Below are 15,682 nucleotides of genomic sequence, written 5' to 3'. Positions count from 1 at the left end.
GTCAGCTCGCGGCCTCGGGAACGACCTTGCCGTCCTTGACCAGGCCGATCTTGGTTTCGTGGATGCCCACGCCGAACTCGTCGTAGGCGTAGGCGCCCAGCAGGCCGTCGCGCTTGACGGCGCGGATGGCGTCGGCGAGCTTCTGGCCGCCCTCGCCGCCCGTGGCCTTGAGCGCCTCGACCATGATCATCGCGCCGTCGTAGGCCTTGGCCACGTGCATGCGCGCGTCCTCGTTGTACTCGGTCTTGTACTTGGCGGCGAAGGCCTTGATCGCTTCGCTGGCCTCGTTGCTCAGGTAGGGCGAGCTGACGATCGAGCCCTCGGCGTTCGGGAGCCCGGCGGTGGTGGCGTAGACGTCGGTGCCGATCGGCGCGCCGCCCGCGATGACGGCCTTGAGCCCGAGCTCGCGCGCCTGCTTGGCGATGAGGCCGGACTGGACCTCCTCGGCGCCGATGAAGAGCACCTCGGGGTCCTGCTCGCGGATCTTGGCGAGGTTGGCGTTGAAGTCCTTCTGGTCGGGGGTGACGACCTCGTCGGCGACGGGGGTGACGCTCCTGGACTGGAGGGCCTTGAGGAAGGCGTCGTGCTCGCCGCTGCCGTACGCGCCGTTGTTGCTGATCAGCGCGATCTTCTTGTGGCCCTTCTCGTCGACCAGGTACTTGGCGAGCGTCTCGTCGAAGGTGACGCTGGTCGGGGCGTTGAGGAAGAGGAAGGGGCTCTTCAGCTCGGCCAGCTTGGGCGACTGGCCCGAGGTGATGTTGGGGATCTTGGCGTCCTTGAGGATGGGCGCCATGGCCAGGGTCACGGCGCTCTCGGCGGTGCCGAGCATCGCGATGTAACCCTCGGCGGCGATCTTCCTGGCCAGGTTGGTGCCGACCGTCGGGTCGCCCTGGTCGTCGAAGAGGTCGAGCTGGATCTGGCGGCCGTTGACGCCTCCGGCGGCGTTGACCTCCTTGATGGCGAGCTTGACGCCCTTGTTCTCCCACTGGCCGAGGGAGCTGAGCTGGCCGCTCTGGGCGTTGATGTTGGCGATCTTGATAGGTCCTGAGGCCTGGGTGCCCGTGTTCTCGGACTGGCCGGGAGGGGCGCAGGCGGTCAAGGCTGCTAAGAGGGCGGTGGCGACGAGCGTGATTCTCACGGTTCACCTCTGAGTGCCGTAACTCACGAACTAGTACGTTAGTTATAACGTGCTGGATAGGCGGGTGAAATATCTGTCAGGCAACGGTTAGAAGATGCCTTGGTAGATGTCCTTGATGTTCCAGTGGCCCGGGGTGGGGACCGGCTCGTTCACCATCGGGACATCGATGACGGCGGGCCTTCTTTTGGTGACGGCCTGCCGCAGGGCCGTACCCAGCTCTCGTGGAGCGCGTACGGCATGGCCCTCGGCCCCGCACGCAACGCCGAGCGCGGCGAAGTCGGGGCCGGAGGCGAAGTCGCAGCCGAACCCGCTGCCGAAGAACGTCGACTGCAGGTCCGAGATCGTGCCGTGCGACTGGTTGTTCATCACGACGAACAGCACGGGGGCGTCCTGCTCGACCGCCATGGACAGGGCCGGCAGCTGGGCGCTCATGCCGCCGTCGCCGATCAGCGCCACGACGGTCCGCTCCGGCAGGGCGAGCTGCGCGCCCACCGCCGCCGCCGGGCCGAAGCCCATCGTGGAGGCGCCTCCCGGGGTGATGAAGCGCCCGCCCTCCGGCAGCTCGTAGCACTGGGCGACGCCGTTCTTGTTCCACCCCACGTCGGTCACCAGGATCGTGTCGGGCGGCAGCGCCTCGCGCAGGTCGGTGAGGATGCGCTGGGGCCGCAGCGGGAACTCCTCGCTCCGGTCGTGGACGAAGACCTGCGAGGCGGCGATCCGCCGCCTGAGGTCGGCCCGCTCGACCGGCGGATGGGACAGGGCGGCCTCGGCGACGGCCCTGATCGCGAGACCCGCGTCGGCGACCGCGCCGATCGAGACCGGGTAGCTGCGGCCCAGCTCGGCCGGGTCGAGGTCGATCTGGATCAGCGTGCTCCGCGAGAAGTCCCAGGTGAAGCGGGGATCCCACGAGCTGGCGTCGGTCTCGGCGAAGCGGGTGGCCACGGCGAGGACCACGTCGGCCTCGCGGGCGTAGGCGTTGGTGAGCTCCCGGCCCCAGAATCCGGTCATGCCCAGCTGCAGGGGGTGGGTGTCGGGCACCGTGCCCTTGGCCATCAGGGAGTGCGCGATCGGGATGTCGAGGTGCTCGGCCAAGGCGATCAGCGCGGCGGACGCCTCCCGCAGGCCGCCGCCCACGTAGATCAGCGGGCGCTCGGCCCCGGCCAGCTCGGCGGCGATCCGCTCCGCCGTACCCGCGGAAAGGCCGGGCGGGCCGGCCACGCTGCGGCGAGGGTAGGGCGAGGCGGGACGCGAGAAGACGTCCATCGGCACGTTGACCAGCACCGCTCCCGGACGTCCCGTGGTCGCGGTCCAGAACGCCCGCTCGACCGCGCGGCCCAGGTCCTCAGGGCGGTGCACGTCCCACACCCGCTTGGCGAACGGGCGGAAGAGCGCGGCCTGGTCGGCGTCGGCGTGCAGGTTGATCTCCTGGTGCGGGTGGCGGCCCCGGTAGTAGGAGGGGATGTCGCCGGAGATCACCACGAGCGGCACCGAGTCGAGCGCCGCGGTCATCGCGCCGGTGATCGTGTTGGTGAGCCCCGGGCCGACGTGCACCAGGACCACGCCCGGCCGGCCGGAAGCCCGCGCGTAGCCGTCGGCGGCGTGCGCGGCGGCCTGCTCGTGGCGGGCGATGACGAAGCGGACGGAACTGCGGCTCAGCGCGTCGAGCACGGCGATGTTGGTGTGCCCGCAGGTGCCGAAGACCACCTCGACCCCGAGCTCCTCCAGCTGGCTGACGAGCGCTTCGGCTGCCGTGGTCACTGTTCTCCCCAGATGGACGTCCCGCGCAGCAGGAGGGTCTTGGTCACGGTGAAGTCCTCGATCATCCAGCGCGGCGACTCGCGGCCGATGCCCGAGTCCTTCACGCCGCCGAAGGGAACGTGGTCGAGGCGGAAGTTGGACGAGCCGTTCACGACCAGCCCGCCGACCTCCAGGTCGCGCCAGGCGGCCATGATGCGGCGCACGTCGTGGGTGAACAGCCCGGCCTGCAGGCCGTACCTGCTCCTGTTGCAGGTCTCCACGACCTCCTCGAAGGAGTCGTACGGCAGGACGGCCACGCACGCGCCGAAGACCTCCTCCCTGACCAGCGTCGAGTCGGGCGAGGGCCCGGCCACCACGGTCGGGGACATGACGGCTCCGCTGCGGCCGCCGCCCACGGTGATCGTGCCGCCCGCCTCGGCGCTCCAGCGCACCACCCGCTCGGCCGCCTCGTCGTCGACCATCGAGCCGACGTCGGTCGACGGATCGAGGGGGTCGCCCACCTGGAGCGCCTTGACCTGGTCGGTGAAGGCGGCGACGAACTCCTCGAAGCGGTCGCGCTGCACGTGGACACGCTGCACCGAGATGCAGCTCTGGCCGGAGTTGCTGTAGCCGGTCCGGGCGCAGACCGCCGCCGCCTGCTCGACGTCGGCGTCCTCGCAGACGATCGTCGCGGCGTTGCCGCCCAGCTCCAGCAGCACCCGTTTGGGCCCGGCGGCGTGGGCGACCGCGGCGCCCGCCGCCGCGCTGCCGGTGAAGCTCACCACGGCCACCTCGGGCGCCGCGCACAGGGCCGCGCCGACCTCGGCGCCGCCGTGCAGCACCTGCACGGCCTCCACCGGCATGCCCGCGTCGAGCAGGAGCCTGACCAGCTCGGTCGAGACCGCGGGGGCCTGCGGCGGCGGCTTGACGATCGTGGTGTTGCCCGCCGCGAACGAGGCGGCCAGCTTGTGGGCCAGGAGGTTGGCCGGGGCGTTGAAGGGGGTGACGGCCAGCACGGGACCGGCGGGCGCCCGATGGGTGAAGGCGGTGTTGCCGACGCCGCGCGCCCAGCCCGCCACGGGTAAGGTCTCGCCGCCGATCGCCCGCGCCTCCGCCGCGGCCACGGCCAGGGTGTCGGCGACCCTGACCATCTCGCCGCCGCCGTCCTTGAGCGGTTTGCCCAGCTCCAGGGCGAGCAGGCGGGCCAGCTCGCCGGTGCGCTCGCCTGCCAGTCGCGCGGCGCGTTCCAGGATCTCCGCCCTGGTGGCGGGGGCCAGGCGGGCCACGGCTCGCTGTCCCTCGCGGGCGTAGGCCCTGGCCGCCGCGATGTCGTCGGGCTGCGCCGTGCGGGCGGTGCTGACCGTGCGCCGCACGTAGGGCCCGGCGCGTTCCTCGCGGTGACCCTGGTCCAGCCACGTGCCCGCGACGAGGCATCCGGCTTCATAGATCATGTCCATCAGATGGTCCTTAGAGTCCACAGCATGGATTAGCTCACCGTATGAGCCGCTCCGGCTCCTGACAAGAGTCCGCGTGACGGAACGTGTGGACCACTGAGTGGACTGGATGTTAGTGTCACCCCCATGTCGGCCGAAACCGGTGTCCGCAGTGTGCAGCGGGCTTTCGAGATTCTCTCCCTGCTCACAGAGGAACGCCGGACGCTGACCATCCGCGAGGTGGTCGACGAGACCGGCCTGGCCAAGACGACCGCCCTGCGACTGCTGCAGACCCTGGAGCAGATGGGCCTGCTGTGGGCCACCTCCAAGGGCTACACGGCCGGCCCGGCGTTGTGGCGCTGGGCGCACCTGGCCAGGTCCGCCTGGGAACTGCCGCCGGAGACCATGCAGCTCATGCGGGAACTGGGCGCCAGGCAGCGCGAGACCGTCAACCTCTACGTGGCCAAGGGTGTCCACCGGGTCTGCATCGCCCAGCAGGAGAGCCCGCAGTCGCTGCGCCACGTGGTCCGGGTCGGCGACGAGCTGCCGCTGTGGGGCGGGGCCTCGGCCAAGATCCTGCTGCGCGACGCGGAGGAGCCGCTGCTGGCCCGCGTGGTCCGCAGCTCGCCGCACGGCAAGGAGCACCTGGAGACGCTGCGGCGCTGGATCGCCCAGGCCGCGGCCGACGGTTACGCCGTCAGCCACGGCGAGCGCGAACCCGGCACCTCGGCGGTCGCCGTGCCCGTGGTCAGCGGCGGCGGGGCGATCGTGGCCGCGCTGACGCTGAGCGGTCCGAGCGTGCGCTTCACCGCCGACAAGGTCGAGGGGTTCGTGGCGGACCTGCGCGACGCGGCCAAGCGGATGGCGGAGCGAGGGTTCGATCATCCACTGCGATGACGTGATGGAGACTTCATGCTGAAGGGGATCAAGGTCCTCGACCTGACCAACGTCCTGGCCGGGCCGTACTGCAGTTACCAGCTCGCCCTGTTCGGAGCGGAGGTCACCAAGGTCGAGCTGCCCGGCGTGGGCGATCTCGCCCGCCGGCTCGGACCGGAACCGTCGCTCAACGCCGCCGGGATCGGCGCCTCCTTCCTGGCCCAGAACGCCGGCAAGAAGTCGGTGGAGCTCGACCTGAAGTCCGCCGCCGGCAGGGAGCGGTTCGAGGAGCTCGCGGGCTCGGCCGACGTGCTGCTGGAGAACTTCCGCGCGGGGGTGCTGGGCAGGCTGGGCTACCCGTGGGAGGTCTTGCAGGCGCTCAATCCCGGGTTGATCTACTGCGCCATCTCGGGATTCGGGCAGACGGGGCCGATGGCGCAGGCGCCCGCCTACGACCAGATCATCCAGGGCCTGTCCGGCATGATGGCGATCACCGGCACCCCCTCGACCGCGCCGCTGCGGGTGGGATTCCCCGTGTGCGACACCGTGGGCGGGCTGATGTCCGCGCTGGCCGTCTGCGCCGCGCTCGCCGGACGGGCCTCCTCCGGGCGCGGGTGTTTCCTCGACGTCTCGATGCTGGAGGCCTCGATCTCCGCGATGGGCTGGGCGGTCTCCAACTACCTGGTCAGCGGCGTCGCGCCGGAGCCGATGGGCGACCAGAACGCCACGGCCGCGCCCTCCGGGACCTTCGACACCCTCGACGGGCCGCTGAACATCGCCGCCAACCAGCAGCAGCAGTTCGAGACCCTGTGCGGGCTCGTCGAGCGGCCCTCGCTCGTCGCCGACCCGCGCTTCTCCACGGGGGAGGCGCGCAAACGCAACAGACAGGAACTGAACGCCGAGCTCACCGCGGCGCTGCGGGCGCGGCCCGCCGTCGAGTGGGAACGGGTGCTGTCGGCGGCGGGCGTCCCCGCGGCGCGCATCCTGACCGTGCCGCAGGCGCTCGAGCTCGACCAGCTCCGGCACCGGGGATTCCTGACCGACCTGACGTTCCCCGACGGCTCGGACCGGGCGCTGCGGGTGATGGGCAACGGCGTGCTCGTCGACTCCGCGCCGTTGCGGCCGGGCGACCCGCCTCCCCTGCTGGGGCAGCACAATGAGCACTGAGGCGGCCGACTGGTGGGGGAGCGCGGTCTCCAGGATCGAACCCGGCCGCATCGAACTGCGCGGCCGTCCCGTGCAGGAACTGATCGGCCAGGTCTCCTTCACCCAGATGATCTGGCTCATGCTCAGGGGCGAGCTGCCGACGGCACGGCAGGCGGCCCTGCTGGAGGCCGCCCTGGTGGCGGGCGTCGACCACGGGCCGCACGCCCCGTCGATCGCCGTGGCCAGGATGGCGATCACCTGCGGGGTGGGGCTGAACAACGCCGTGGCCACCGGGGTGAACCTCCTGGGCGACGTGCACGGCGGGGCGGGGGAGCAGTGCGTGCGGCTCCTGGAGGAGGTCGTGGAGGAGGGCGACGGGGCGGTCGCGCGGTGGCGGGCCCGTGACCGCTATCTTCCCGGCTTCGGCCACCGCTTCCACTCCTACGACCCCCGCCGCGATCCCCTCCTGAACCTGGTGGCCGAGGCACGCGCCGACGGCCTCGTGTCCGGGCATTTCCTGGAAGCGGCACTGCGGGTCGAGCGGATCATCCACCCGGTCCCCATGAACATCGACGGCGCCACCGCCGTCGTCTACGCCGAGCTCGGCTTCCCGGCGCCCCTGGCCAGGGGGCTGTTCGTGCTCAGCCGCAGCGTCGGCATCCTGGCCCACGCCTGGGAGGAGTCGGGGCAGGGGCGCCGCAACAAGGGTCCCCTGCCGCCGTCGATCCAGCCCACCTACCTCGGATAGACCTCGACCTTCCCGGCCGGGCGGCCGCCGTTGTAGAAGTACTCGCCCGGCTCGGTGAAGGTGAACGTGGCGCTCTCCCCGGGCTTGAGCGTGAAGTCGAAGAGGCCCTCGAAGAACTGGGTGGCCTTGCGCGTCTTGACGTTGCCGGCCGGGTTGACGAAGGTCACCGTCGTCCCGGCGGGCACCCGCAGGTGGGTGGGGGTGAAGGCGTTGACCGCGTCCGATTCGACGGAGCCGCCGTTGACGCGCCCCATGACGATCGTGTCGCCCTCCACGGGCGGGCCGGAGACGGGCCGCCGCACGACCGGGGGCGCCGGCGCGGCGGCGGGTGGCTGCGTGCCGTCCAGCTTGAAGGCCCACAGGTGGTCGCCGCGCGGCGCCGAGTCGCCGTACGGGATGCCGGTGCCGCCCGCGTAGACGGCGAGGTACTGCTCGCCGTCGACCTCGTAGGCGATCGGGCTGCTGCTCACCGAGGCCCCGGTCTGCCACCGCCACAGCTCCCGGCCGTTGCGGGCGTCCAGGCAGAGCAGATTGCCGTCGGGCTGGCCGACGAACAGCAGGTCGGAACCGGTGGTGAGGATGCCGTTGCCGTGGGCCATGGAGTACGGCAGGCGCTTCTTCCACCGCACCCGGTTCGTCGACGGATCGACGGCCACGATGCCGCCCGTCATGTACTCACCTGGCGGGCGCAGCCCGTTGGACGACTCGGTGAGGGAGTGCGCGGCGGCGACGTAGCCGAAGCCCGTGTACACCAGCCCGGTGCGGCGGCTGAAGGACTGGTGGTTCCAGTCGGCGCCGCCGCCGTGGCCGGGGATGGTGAGGATCGGCTCGTCCCAGTGCGGGGTGTAGAGCGGGCCGATGGTGAAGTTCGGCACCGCCCGGTTGGGGTCGCCGGGGATCGCCGTGCCGAGCGGCTGCAGCACCGGGATCTGCTCGGTCCAGCCGCCCTGGCGGGGGAAGGGCTGGGTGGGCCAGGTCTTCTGCCGGGGCTCCTGAGGCACGGGACGCTCGTCGATGCCGAGCGGAGCCGTGCCGTCGACCCGGTTCAGGATGTAGTACATGCCGGTCTTGCTGCCATAGATCACGAGCTTGCGGCGCCCGATGTCGCACAACACCGGGGCCATGACGTTGTCCATGTCCCAGATGTCGTGGTGGATCGACTGGAAGTGCCAGCGGTAGGCCCCGGTCGCCAGGTCGAGCGCCACGATCGAGTTGGCGAACAGGTTCATGCCGCCGCGCTCCGACCCGTCCTGGGACGACCTGCTGCCCCGGGCGTTGCCGAAGGTCCAGTAGACGAGCCCGAGTTTCGGGTCGATGGCGCAGTGCATCCACGGGGTGGCGCCGCCCTGCAGCGCCGACTGGCCCTCCCAGGTGTCGCCCCCGAACTCGCCGGGACCCGCGGCGCCCCAGAAGTGCCAGAGCTTGTCGCCGGTCTCGGCGTCGAAGCAGAGCGCCGCGCCGCGCGGCCCGTCGTTGGTGCCGACGTGCAGGCGGCCGTCGTGGTAGACGACGGCCACCTTCTCCAGGTTGCCGTGGCCGAGGTGCTGACGCTCCCACACGACCTGGCCCGTCGCCTGGTCCAGGGCGATCAGCCAGTTGTCGTTGCCGCAGGTGTAGACCTTGCCCGCGCCGACGGCCACCCCGCGGCGGGTGACCGGTCCACGGGTCTGGAGGTACTTCCACTTCGTCTGGCCCGTGCGGCCGTCGACGGCGGTGACGTTGCCCAGCGCCGACTCGATGTAGAGCACGCCGCCGACGGCCACGGTCGTGCTCTGGCTGTTGCCCGCCATCGCGCCGCCCTCGATGTGGTTGACCCAGGCGCCCTTGAGCCGCCTGACGTTGCCGCGGTGGATGTCGCGCAGCGTGCTGTGGTTCTGGTTGGCCAGGTCGCCGCCGACCTTGGGGAAGTCGCGGCCGGGCAGGTCGGGTGACGCGTCGAGGTGGGCGAGGACGGGAGCCGCTGCCGCGGCCATGAGTAATTCCCTGCGACGGAGCATGCGAGATCCTTTCACTGGTCCGCTAGGTGGACTCAAAGATCCGAAGGCTGGTCTTGTGTATATCGCGCCACCCGGCTACGTTCAATCCACTGTTCGGATCATTCGGTCCATCTAGTGGAGGCGGTTCATGCGTATCACCCTCGCCGCTCTGCTCTTAGGCCTGGTCGTCTCGCCGGTGGGCGCCACCGAGCTGGGCGAGCCCGACTACGGCGTCTGCCGTGGCACCGATTCGCGCTGCTACCACGACTGGGGCAACTTCGACCCGGCCGACGGCTACCGGCTGCTGGTCTACTCCCGCACGGCAGGCCCGCGCCACGCGCACCTGGGCACCCCGCTCGGCCCCGGGCTCAACCCGCCGCTCAACGACGACAACGTCGCGGTGAAGGCGGTCGTCAGGCTCGGCCGGGACAACGGCTTCGCCGTCGACTACACCGAGGACGTCGCCCAGCTCAACTCGGCGGGACGGCTGCTGCGCTACAACGCGGTGATGTTCCTCAGCACCACCCGCGACACCCTCGACGACCCCGCCCAGACCGCGCTGCGCCAGTACGTCAGGGCAGGGGGCGGCTTCGTGGGCGTGCACAACGCCTTCGGCACGGAGTACAACTGGCCCTGGTACGAGGGCCTGCTGGGCAATGCCAACTTCTACGACCACAGCGCTCACCAGCCCGGCGTCGTCGAGACCGTCGGCAGGCGCGACGTCTCGGTGCAGGGGCTGCCGCACCGCTGGAACTTCAGCGACGAGTGGTACAACCTCGTGCCCTACCCGACGCGGGTGCGGGTGCTGGCCAAGGTCGACGAGAGCACGCTCGCCCGCGGGGTGCGCGGCAGCCTCGGGCATCCCGGACACGGCCGCGAGCACCCGGTCAGCTGGTGTCAGTACTACGACGGCGGCCGGGCCTGGCTGACCACGCTGGGACACGACGTCAAGGCCTGGACCGACGAGCCGCTCGAAGGCGACCAGTACTTCACCCAGCACCTGCTCGGCGGCGTCAAGTCGGCGATGGGCATGGCGCCCTTCTGCCGCTAGGCGTATAAGTAATTATCTAGTTCGTTCATTAAGAGGGTGAACGGCATGGCCCCTCGCCTGGTCATCTCGACGGCGTGCCTGTCCGGCACGCTGGAGGACAAACTGACCGCCGCCGCGGCGGCAGGCTTCGGCGGGATCGAGATCTTCGAGGACGACCTCGTCATGAGCACGTGGTCACCGCGCCGGGTGCGCCAGGAATGCGAGGAACTGGGCCTGACGATCGACGCCTACCAGCCCTTCCGCGACTTCGAGTCGATGCCGGAGCCCGACCTGCGCCGCGCCGAGCGCAAGTTCGACGTGCTGGAACAGCTCGGCGCCGGCACGCTGCTGGTCTGCTCCGCCGAATCGGCCCTGGCCGTGGACGACGACGACCTGGCCGCGGAACACCTGCACACCCTGGCCGCCCGCGCGGAGCTCCGCGGCCTGCGCGTCGCCTACGAGGCGCAGGCCTGGGGCAGATTCGTCACCGGCTACCTGCACGCGTGGAACATCGTGCGGCGGGCCGCGCACCCCGCGCTCGGACTGTGCCTCGACAGCTTCCACATGCTCGCCGGAGGCGGGGGAGCGTTGTCCGGGCTGCGGGCCGTACCCGGCGAGAAGATCTTCCACGTGCAGCTCGCCGACGCGCCGCGCCTGGCCATGGCACCGCTCCAGCTCGGCAGCCACCACCGGCTCTTTCCCGGCCAGGGCGCCTTCGACCTGACCGGCTTCGTCGGCCAGGTGCTGGAGACCGGCTACCGGGGGCCGCTCTCGCTGGAGGTCGTCAACGACGTCTACCGGCAGTCGGACCCGCGCCAGGCCGCCGTCGACGCGATGCGCTCGATGCTGGCGCTGCAGGAGAGCGCCCACGGCCTGCCGCCCGCGCCCCGCCTGGCCGGGCACGCCTTCACCGAACTGGCCGTCGACGACGTCTCAGGACCCGCCGTGGCCGCCATCCTCGGCGCGCTCGGATTCGCCCGCACCGGACGGCACCGCTCCAAGCCGGTCGAGCTGTGGGAGCAGGGCGGCGCCAGGATCCTGCTCAACCACGCAGCGCAGCGCAGCGGTCACGCGGGCGGGGCGGCGTTGTGCGCGCTGGCCGTGGAGAGCGCCGACCCCGACGGCTCCGCACGGCGGGCCGAACGGCTCCTGGCGCCCGTGCTGCCCCGCGCCCGCCGCCCCGAGGAGGCGGAGCTGCGCTCGGTCGCCGCCCCCGACGGGACCGCCGTCTTCTTCTGCGGCGGCGACTGGCTCGGCGACTTCCTGCCCACCGGCGAGCGCCCCCGCGACGACGGCCTGGTGACCGGCACCGACCACGTCGCGCTCACCGAATCGGTCGACGACTTCGACCACGCCGTGCTCTTCTACCGGGCCGTCCTGGGCATGCGCCCCGACCAGACCACCGAACTGCCCGCACCCTTCGGCCTGATCCACACCAGGGCCGCGACCGACCCTGACCACACCGTGCGGATCACGCTCAACACCGCGCCCCTGCGGCGCGGCGACTGGGCCCCGACCGTCCACAGCCCGCAGCACATCGCCTTCTCCACCACCGACGTGTTCGCCTGCGCGAAGGCCATGGGCGCGCACCTGCTGAAGATCCCCGGCAACTACTACGACGACCTCGACGCCCGCCTGGCCCCGCCGATGCTGGCCACGATGCGGGAACACTCGGTGCTCTACGACCGCGACGCCCGCGGCGAGTACCTGCACGTCTACAGCGAGCTGCTGGGATCGCGGATCTTCTTCGAGGTGGTCCAGCGCACCGGCGGCTACGCCGGATACGGCGCCCCCAACAGCACCGCCGTCCGCATGGCCGCCCACCGCCGCCGCAGGCTCGCCGCCCTGCGGCACACCCCGGAACCCTCCCGGCACGACTACAGCCTGGCCCACCTGACCGCGCTCAGCCTCTCGCCGCCCGAACTGGTCGAGGCGGCCGCCGAAGCCGGATACCGCTACGTGGGGCTGCGCCTGACCCCGGTCACGCCCCAGGAGCCGCACCACCCGCTCGCCACCGACCCGGCCCTCATGCGCACCACCAAGGTACGGCTCGCCGCCACCGGCATCGAGGTCCTCGACATCGAGCTGGCCAGGATCGGCCCCGACGGCAACCCCCGCGACTACCTGCGCTTCCTGGAAGCCGGAGCCGAGCTCGGCGCCCGCCACGTCATCACTCAGCTGCCCGACCCCGACTTCGCGCGCAAGGCCGAGCGGTTCGCGCGCCTGTGCGAGCTGGCCAGACCCCTCGGCCTCACCGTCGACCTCGAGTTCCCCTCGTGGACCGAGACGCCCGACCTGGCCGAGGCCACCCGCGTGCTGCGCGCCGCCGACCAGCCCAACGCCGGCATGCTCATCGACCTGCTGCACTTCGCCCGCTCGGGCTCCAGCATCGAGGAGCTGCGCGCGCTGCCACGCGAGTGGTTCCACTTCGCCCACGTCTGCGACGCGCCCGCCACGGTGCCCGCCACCCAGGAGGGGCTGATCCACACCGCCCGCTTCGAGCGGCTGTTCCCCGGCGAGGGCGGCATCGACGTGCGGGGCATCCTCGACGCCCTGCCCGGCGGGATCCCCTACGCGCTGGAGATCCCGCACGCCCAGCTGGTGGCCCAGGTGGGCGCCAAGGAGCACGCCCGCCTGGCGATCAGCGCGACCCGCGGCCACCTCGACCGGGCGCGCACCGACGCGGCCTAGAGGCCGTAACGGCTCTTGAGATGCCTCCACCAGTCACGGAACATCCAGGCGTCGAACTCGGTGATCGAGCTCGCCGACCCCGCCTTCATGAGGAAGCAGCACTGGCCCGACGGCGTCCAGTCGTAGAAGTCGTCCAGGCCGAAGCTGTGACCGATCTCGTGCAGCAGGATGTGGATGTTGTCGGTGCCGAGGTTCGACAGGTAGTACTCACTGCCGACCCGCTGACCCCAGTCGCCGCCCGCGCCCCCGCCGAATCCCGAGGTCAGCCAGAGTGACATGTCGTAGTGGTGGCTCGCCCCGCCGGGACAGTTGGGATAGGAGCCGTTCTGGTTGAAGAAGCGGCCGCACGGCTCGGCGCACTGGGGCGCGTTCTCCCTGATGTTCCCGACGTAGATGTCGACCGAGGTGTCGCTCCACTGCAGCTGCGCCCGGTCGCGCACGGCCCAGCCGACGACCTTCACCGGCACGCTCTGGTACGGCCAGGCGTTGTGGCCGGTCATCAGGTCCGTCCACTTCTTGAACGACCTGGCCAGGGCGGTGTGGATCTGGTCGCGCTGCGCGGCGGTGACGGTGGCGGCCGAGTCCCAGCGCACGCAGTAGTTGATGCTGCCGCCGTTGGCCATGACCTGGTCCCAGCCGTAGTTGCGGAAGCCGTACAGGTTGGGGTAGGTCGACTCCTGGTGCTGCCACACCTCGTTGAGCGGGGTGACCAGGTGGCCGGGCGGGTTCCATCCGGGGGTCTGGGTCGCCTCGCCGTACGCCTTGACCTCCAGCAGGCCGACGGAGGCCGGGCCGCTCTGGAGCACGACGCGCAGCCGGGTGGTGCTCACCTCGGAGAAGGTGACGGTGTTGTAGGCGTTGAGCGCGCGGGCGTAGGTGCCGGGGATGTCGGTGTAGGCGCCGCCGTTCCACCACTGCAGCTTCCACGAGGCGGGCAGGCGCACGCCGCCGCCGTCGTCGAGGAAGTAGACCTGGGCGGAGGTGAGCCGCTGGGCCGAGCCCCAGGTGAGCTGCACCCACTGCTCGCCGGTGTTGGGCCAGGTGCCCCAGCGGGTGCCCTGGTTGGGTCCCGGGATGTTCGAGTTCGCCGGGTCGCCGCCGGTGTTGATCGCGGTGACCGCCTCCCAGGGGGAGGTGTAGGAGGCCGTCGGCGTCGCGGAGGGGGCGAGGTTGACGGCGGCTTCGGCCGGCAGGGGGATCAGGACCGTGGCGGCCATGAGCACGAGCAGGACGGCGATGCGTCTCACGGGGAGGTGCCTCCTTGTTAGCGTTAACAATTCGCGCCGGGAGGGAGCGGGTGGCATGTGATATTTCCGGTGCCACCGAGTTTTCAGCGGGAGTCAAACGCCGTCAAGACCCAATTCCACGAGGGCGGCAGGCCGCTCGCGCGGCCCGCCGCTCAGCTCAGCGCGCCCACCACCCCGACCCGGTGGGCGTACACCGCGATCTGCAGCCGATCACGCAGACCCAGCTTGACCAGCAGGTTCGACACGTGGAACTTCACCGTCGCCTTGCTGACGTACAGCTTGGCCGCGATCTCGGCGTTGTCCATGCCCTCGGCGACCAGCCCCAGCACCTCGCGCTCCCGCTCGGTCAGCGTGTCGGCCACCGCGGTCGCCGGCTGGCGCAGCCCGCTCTCGAACCGCTGCAGGAACCTGCTGGCCACCTGCGGCGCGAAGAACGCCTCGCCCCTGGCGGTCGCCCGCACCGCTCCCAGCAGCTCGTCCTGGCCGCTGGAGTGCAGCAGGAAGCCGCGGGCGCCGGCCTTGACCGCCTCGAACATGGTGTCCGGGTGTTCGATGAGGATGATGCACCGCACACCGTCGGCCAGCCGCTCGGTGACCTCGACCCCGGGCAGCCCCACCAGCCGCTCCTCGATGAGCGCCACGTCCGGCCGCAGACCCCGCGCCTTCGACAGCGCGTCGAAGCCGTCGGCCGCCTCGCCCACCACGCGCACGCCCGGCTCCGAGTTCAGCAGCGCCTTGATCCCGGAGCGCAGCAGCTGCTCGGGATGGCAGACCAGCACCCGGATCTCGCTCATGTCAGCGAGACCCGCCGCGTGACCGTGTCCAGCCCGCCGTACGTCACGCGATCCGCCCCGCCGTACCTCGCGCGATCCGCCCCGCCGTCGGTTTCCTCAGCCGTGCCGTCGGTTTCCGCGGCGATCAGCACGCCGGTGAAGCCCAGCCGGAGCAGCGGCGCGACATCGTCACCCGCGCGCACCCCGTCCACCACGAGCAGGCAGCGACGGCCGCCCAACGCCCGCTCCAGCTGGGCCCGGCGGGCCTGCTCGCACAACGACCCGACGTCGCGCACCTCGCGGCCGAGGTCCACGTAGAGCACGTCCAGGTCCAGCCTGACCCTCACCACGTGGGCACACTGCACGGCGAACGTGCCGCGACCGGGTCCCGCGATCGCCACCACCGCCGGATGGCCGCCGCCCGCCCCGGTGCAGACCGCGTCCTCGACCTCCCTCAGCAGCGGCACCCAGCGCAGGGCGATGCTGGCGCTCGCCGGGGGCGGCTCCCACGCGGCACGCGCGGGACCGCCGGCCGAGCGCGGCGGCGTCGACTCGAACGCCACCCGCTCCTCGCCGGTCAGCTCAAGAGCCGCCGCCAGGCGGTGCACGGACGTGCGGTGGGGATAACGGGTACGGCCCCGCTCCAGGTCGCGCAGGGCGCGCACGCTCATGCGGGCACGCTCGGCGAGCTCCTCCTGGGTCAGCCGCGCCCTGTCACGATGCGTGCGCAGCAGCTGGGCGAATCTCTGGCCGTCAGGCAGCAACGCGGTCTGCACAGAAACCCTCCTCGATCGGATGACCTCACCGTAGGAAGGGGGTGTTATCGGTCGATATCGCGGCGGCTACCCGGCCGATATCGCCGGTGATTCCGCCTGGTGAGGCCATGA

12 protein-coding genes are annotated in these 15,682 nt (G+C 71.3%); 5 read left to right on the top strand and 7 right to left on the bottom strand.

Annotated elements, in window-relative coordinates:
• Nucleotide 1 precedes the first annotated feature (1 nt).
• The 3 genes from ACIBH1_RS30155 to ACIBH1_RS30145 all read right to left on the bottom strand — a co-directional run bounded on the left by ACIBH1_RS30155 (nucleotide 2) and on the right by ACIBH1_RS30145 (nucleotide 4,332).
• Nucleotides 2-1,138 carry an ABC transporter substrate-binding protein gene (locus ACIBH1_RS30155; RefSeq protein WP_397317339.1) on the bottom strand — a complete coding sequence of 379 codons (1,137 nt, stop codon included), beginning with the start codon at nucleotides 1,136-1,138 and terminating at the stop codon, nucleotides 2-4.
• Between the two features lie 87 nt (nucleotides 1,139-1,225).
• A complete protein-coding gene (locus ACIBH1_RS30150) occupies nucleotides 1,226-2,896 on the bottom strand; it encodes a thiamine pyrophosphate-binding protein (protein ID WP_397317338.1) in 1,671 nt (556 codons plus the stop codon).
• On the bottom strand, nucleotides 2,893-4,332 hold the full coding sequence (locus tag ACIBH1_RS30145; protein WP_397317337.1) for an aldehyde dehydrogenase family protein: 1,440 nt from the start codon (nucleotides 4,330-4,332) through the stop codon (nucleotides 2,893-2,895). The genes ACIBH1_RS30150 and ACIBH1_RS30145 overlap by 4 nt, the downstream gene beginning before the upstream one ends.
• A 123-nt stretch (nucleotides 4,333-4,455) precedes the next feature.
• Here ACIBH1_RS30145 and ACIBH1_RS30140 point away from each other — a divergent pair, with 123 nt between their 5' ends.
• From ACIBH1_RS30140 to ACIBH1_RS30130, 3 genes are read left to right on the top strand one after another with little or no spacing between them, the layout of a single operon-like run.
• Nucleotides 4,456-5,205 (top strand): IclR family transcriptional regulator, encoded by a 750-nt coding sequence (locus ACIBH1_RS30140; protein ID WP_397317336.1) that lies wholly within the window; start codon nucleotides 4,456-4,458, stop codon nucleotides 5,203-5,205.
• 15 nt (nucleotides 5,206-5,220) lie between these two features.
• Nucleotides 5,221-6,351: a CaiB/BaiF CoA transferase family protein gene (locus tag ACIBH1_RS30135; protein WP_397317335.1), complete on the top strand. Its 1,131-nt coding sequence runs from the start codon at nucleotides 5,221-5,223 to the stop codon at nucleotides 6,349-6,351.
• Entirely contained in the window at nucleotides 6,341-7,078 is a 738-nt protein-coding gene (locus ACIBH1_RS30130) for a citryl-CoA lyase (RefSeq protein ID WP_397317334.1), read from the top strand. Before ACIBH1_RS30135 ends, ACIBH1_RS30130 begins: the two co-directional genes overlap by 11 nt.
• On the opposite strand, the gene ACIBH1_RS30125 is transcribed toward ACIBH1_RS30130, so the two are convergent.
• On the bottom strand, nucleotides 7,066-9,075 hold the full coding sequence (locus tag ACIBH1_RS30125) for a PQQ-binding-like beta-propeller repeat protein (protein WP_397317333.1): 2,010 nt from the start codon (nucleotides 9,073-9,075) through the stop codon (nucleotides 7,066-7,068). The genes ACIBH1_RS30130 and ACIBH1_RS30125 overlap by 13 nt on opposite strands.
• A gap of 127 nt (nucleotides 9,076-9,202) precedes the next feature.
• Here ACIBH1_RS30125 and ACIBH1_RS30120 point away from each other — a divergent pair, with 127 nt between their 5' ends.
• Nucleotides 9,203-10,105 (top strand): ThuA domain-containing protein, encoded by a 903-nt coding sequence (locus tag ACIBH1_RS30120; protein WP_397317332.1) that lies wholly within the window; start codon nucleotides 9,203-9,205, stop codon nucleotides 10,103-10,105.
• Nucleotides 10,106-10,150: 45 nt separating this feature from the next.
• The gene (locus tag ACIBH1_RS30115) at nucleotides 10,151-12,775 is read left to right on the top strand and encodes a TIM barrel protein (RefSeq protein WP_397317330.1); all 2,625 of its coding nucleotides are present in this window, start codon (nucleotides 10,151-10,153) and stop codon (nucleotides 12,773-12,775) included.
• On the opposite strand, the gene ACIBH1_RS30110 is transcribed toward ACIBH1_RS30115, so the two are convergent.
• From ACIBH1_RS30110 to ACIBH1_RS30100, 3 genes are all read right to left on the bottom strand, one after another.
• On the bottom strand, nucleotides 12,772-14,022 hold the full coding sequence (locus tag ACIBH1_RS30110) for a hypothetical protein (RefSeq protein WP_397317329.1): 1,251 nt from the start codon (nucleotides 14,020-14,022) through the stop codon (nucleotides 12,772-12,774). The two genes, ACIBH1_RS30115 and ACIBH1_RS30110, sit on opposite strands and share 4 nt — an antisense overlap.
• Nucleotides 14,023-14,174: 152 nt before the next feature.
• Entirely contained in the window at nucleotides 14,175-14,816 is a 642-nt protein-coding gene (locus ACIBH1_RS30105) for a LuxR C-terminal-related transcriptional regulator (RefSeq protein WP_397317328.1), read from the bottom strand.
• On the bottom strand, nucleotides 14,813-15,571 hold the full coding sequence (locus tag ACIBH1_RS30100) for a helix-turn-helix domain-containing protein (protein ID WP_397317327.1): 759 nt from the start codon (nucleotides 15,569-15,571) through the stop codon (nucleotides 14,813-14,815). Before ACIBH1_RS30100 ends, ACIBH1_RS30105 begins: the two co-directional genes overlap by 4 nt.
• Nucleotides 15,572-15,682: the final 111 nt, after the last annotated feature.

It is taken from the genome of Nonomuraea sp. NPDC050663 (assembly GCF_044456985.1).
Lineage (GTDB): Bacteria > Actinomycetota > Actinomycetes > Streptosporangiales > Streptosporangiaceae > Nonomuraea.
This window is presented reverse-complemented; position numbering and strand designations above follow the sequence as displayed.

Coding starts and splice junctions, on each gene's coding strand:
- ACIBH1_RS30105 (WP_397317328.1), bottom strand. CDS start 14,816: ATGAGCGAGATCCGGGTGCTGGTCTGCCATCCCGAGCAGCTGCTGCGC.
- ACIBH1_RS30130 (WP_397317334.1), top strand. CDS start 6,341: ATGAGCACTGAGGCGGCCGACTGGTGGGGGAGCGCGGTCTCCAGGATC.
- ACIBH1_RS30125 (WP_397317333.1), bottom strand. CDS start 9,075: ATGCTCCGTCGCAGGGAATTACTCATGGCCGCGGCAGCGGCTCCCGTC.
- ACIBH1_RS30140 (WP_397317336.1), top strand. CDS start 4,456: ATGTCGGCCGAAACCGGTGTCCGCAGTGTGCAGCGGGCTTTCGAGATT.
- ACIBH1_RS30120 (WP_397317332.1), top strand. CDS start 9,203: ATGCGTATCACCCTCGCCGCTCTGCTCTTAGGCCTGGTCGTCTCGCCG.
- ACIBH1_RS30115 (WP_397317330.1), top strand. CDS start 10,151: ATGGCCCCTCGCCTGGTCATCTCGACGGCGTGCCTGTCCGGCACGCTG.
- ACIBH1_RS30135 (WP_397317335.1), top strand. CDS start 5,221: ATGCTGAAGGGGATCAAGGTCCTCGACCTGACCAACGTCCTGGCCGGG.
- ACIBH1_RS30145 (WP_397317337.1), bottom strand. CDS start 4,332: ATGGACATGATCTATGAAGCCGGATGCCTCGTCGCGGGCACGTGGCTG.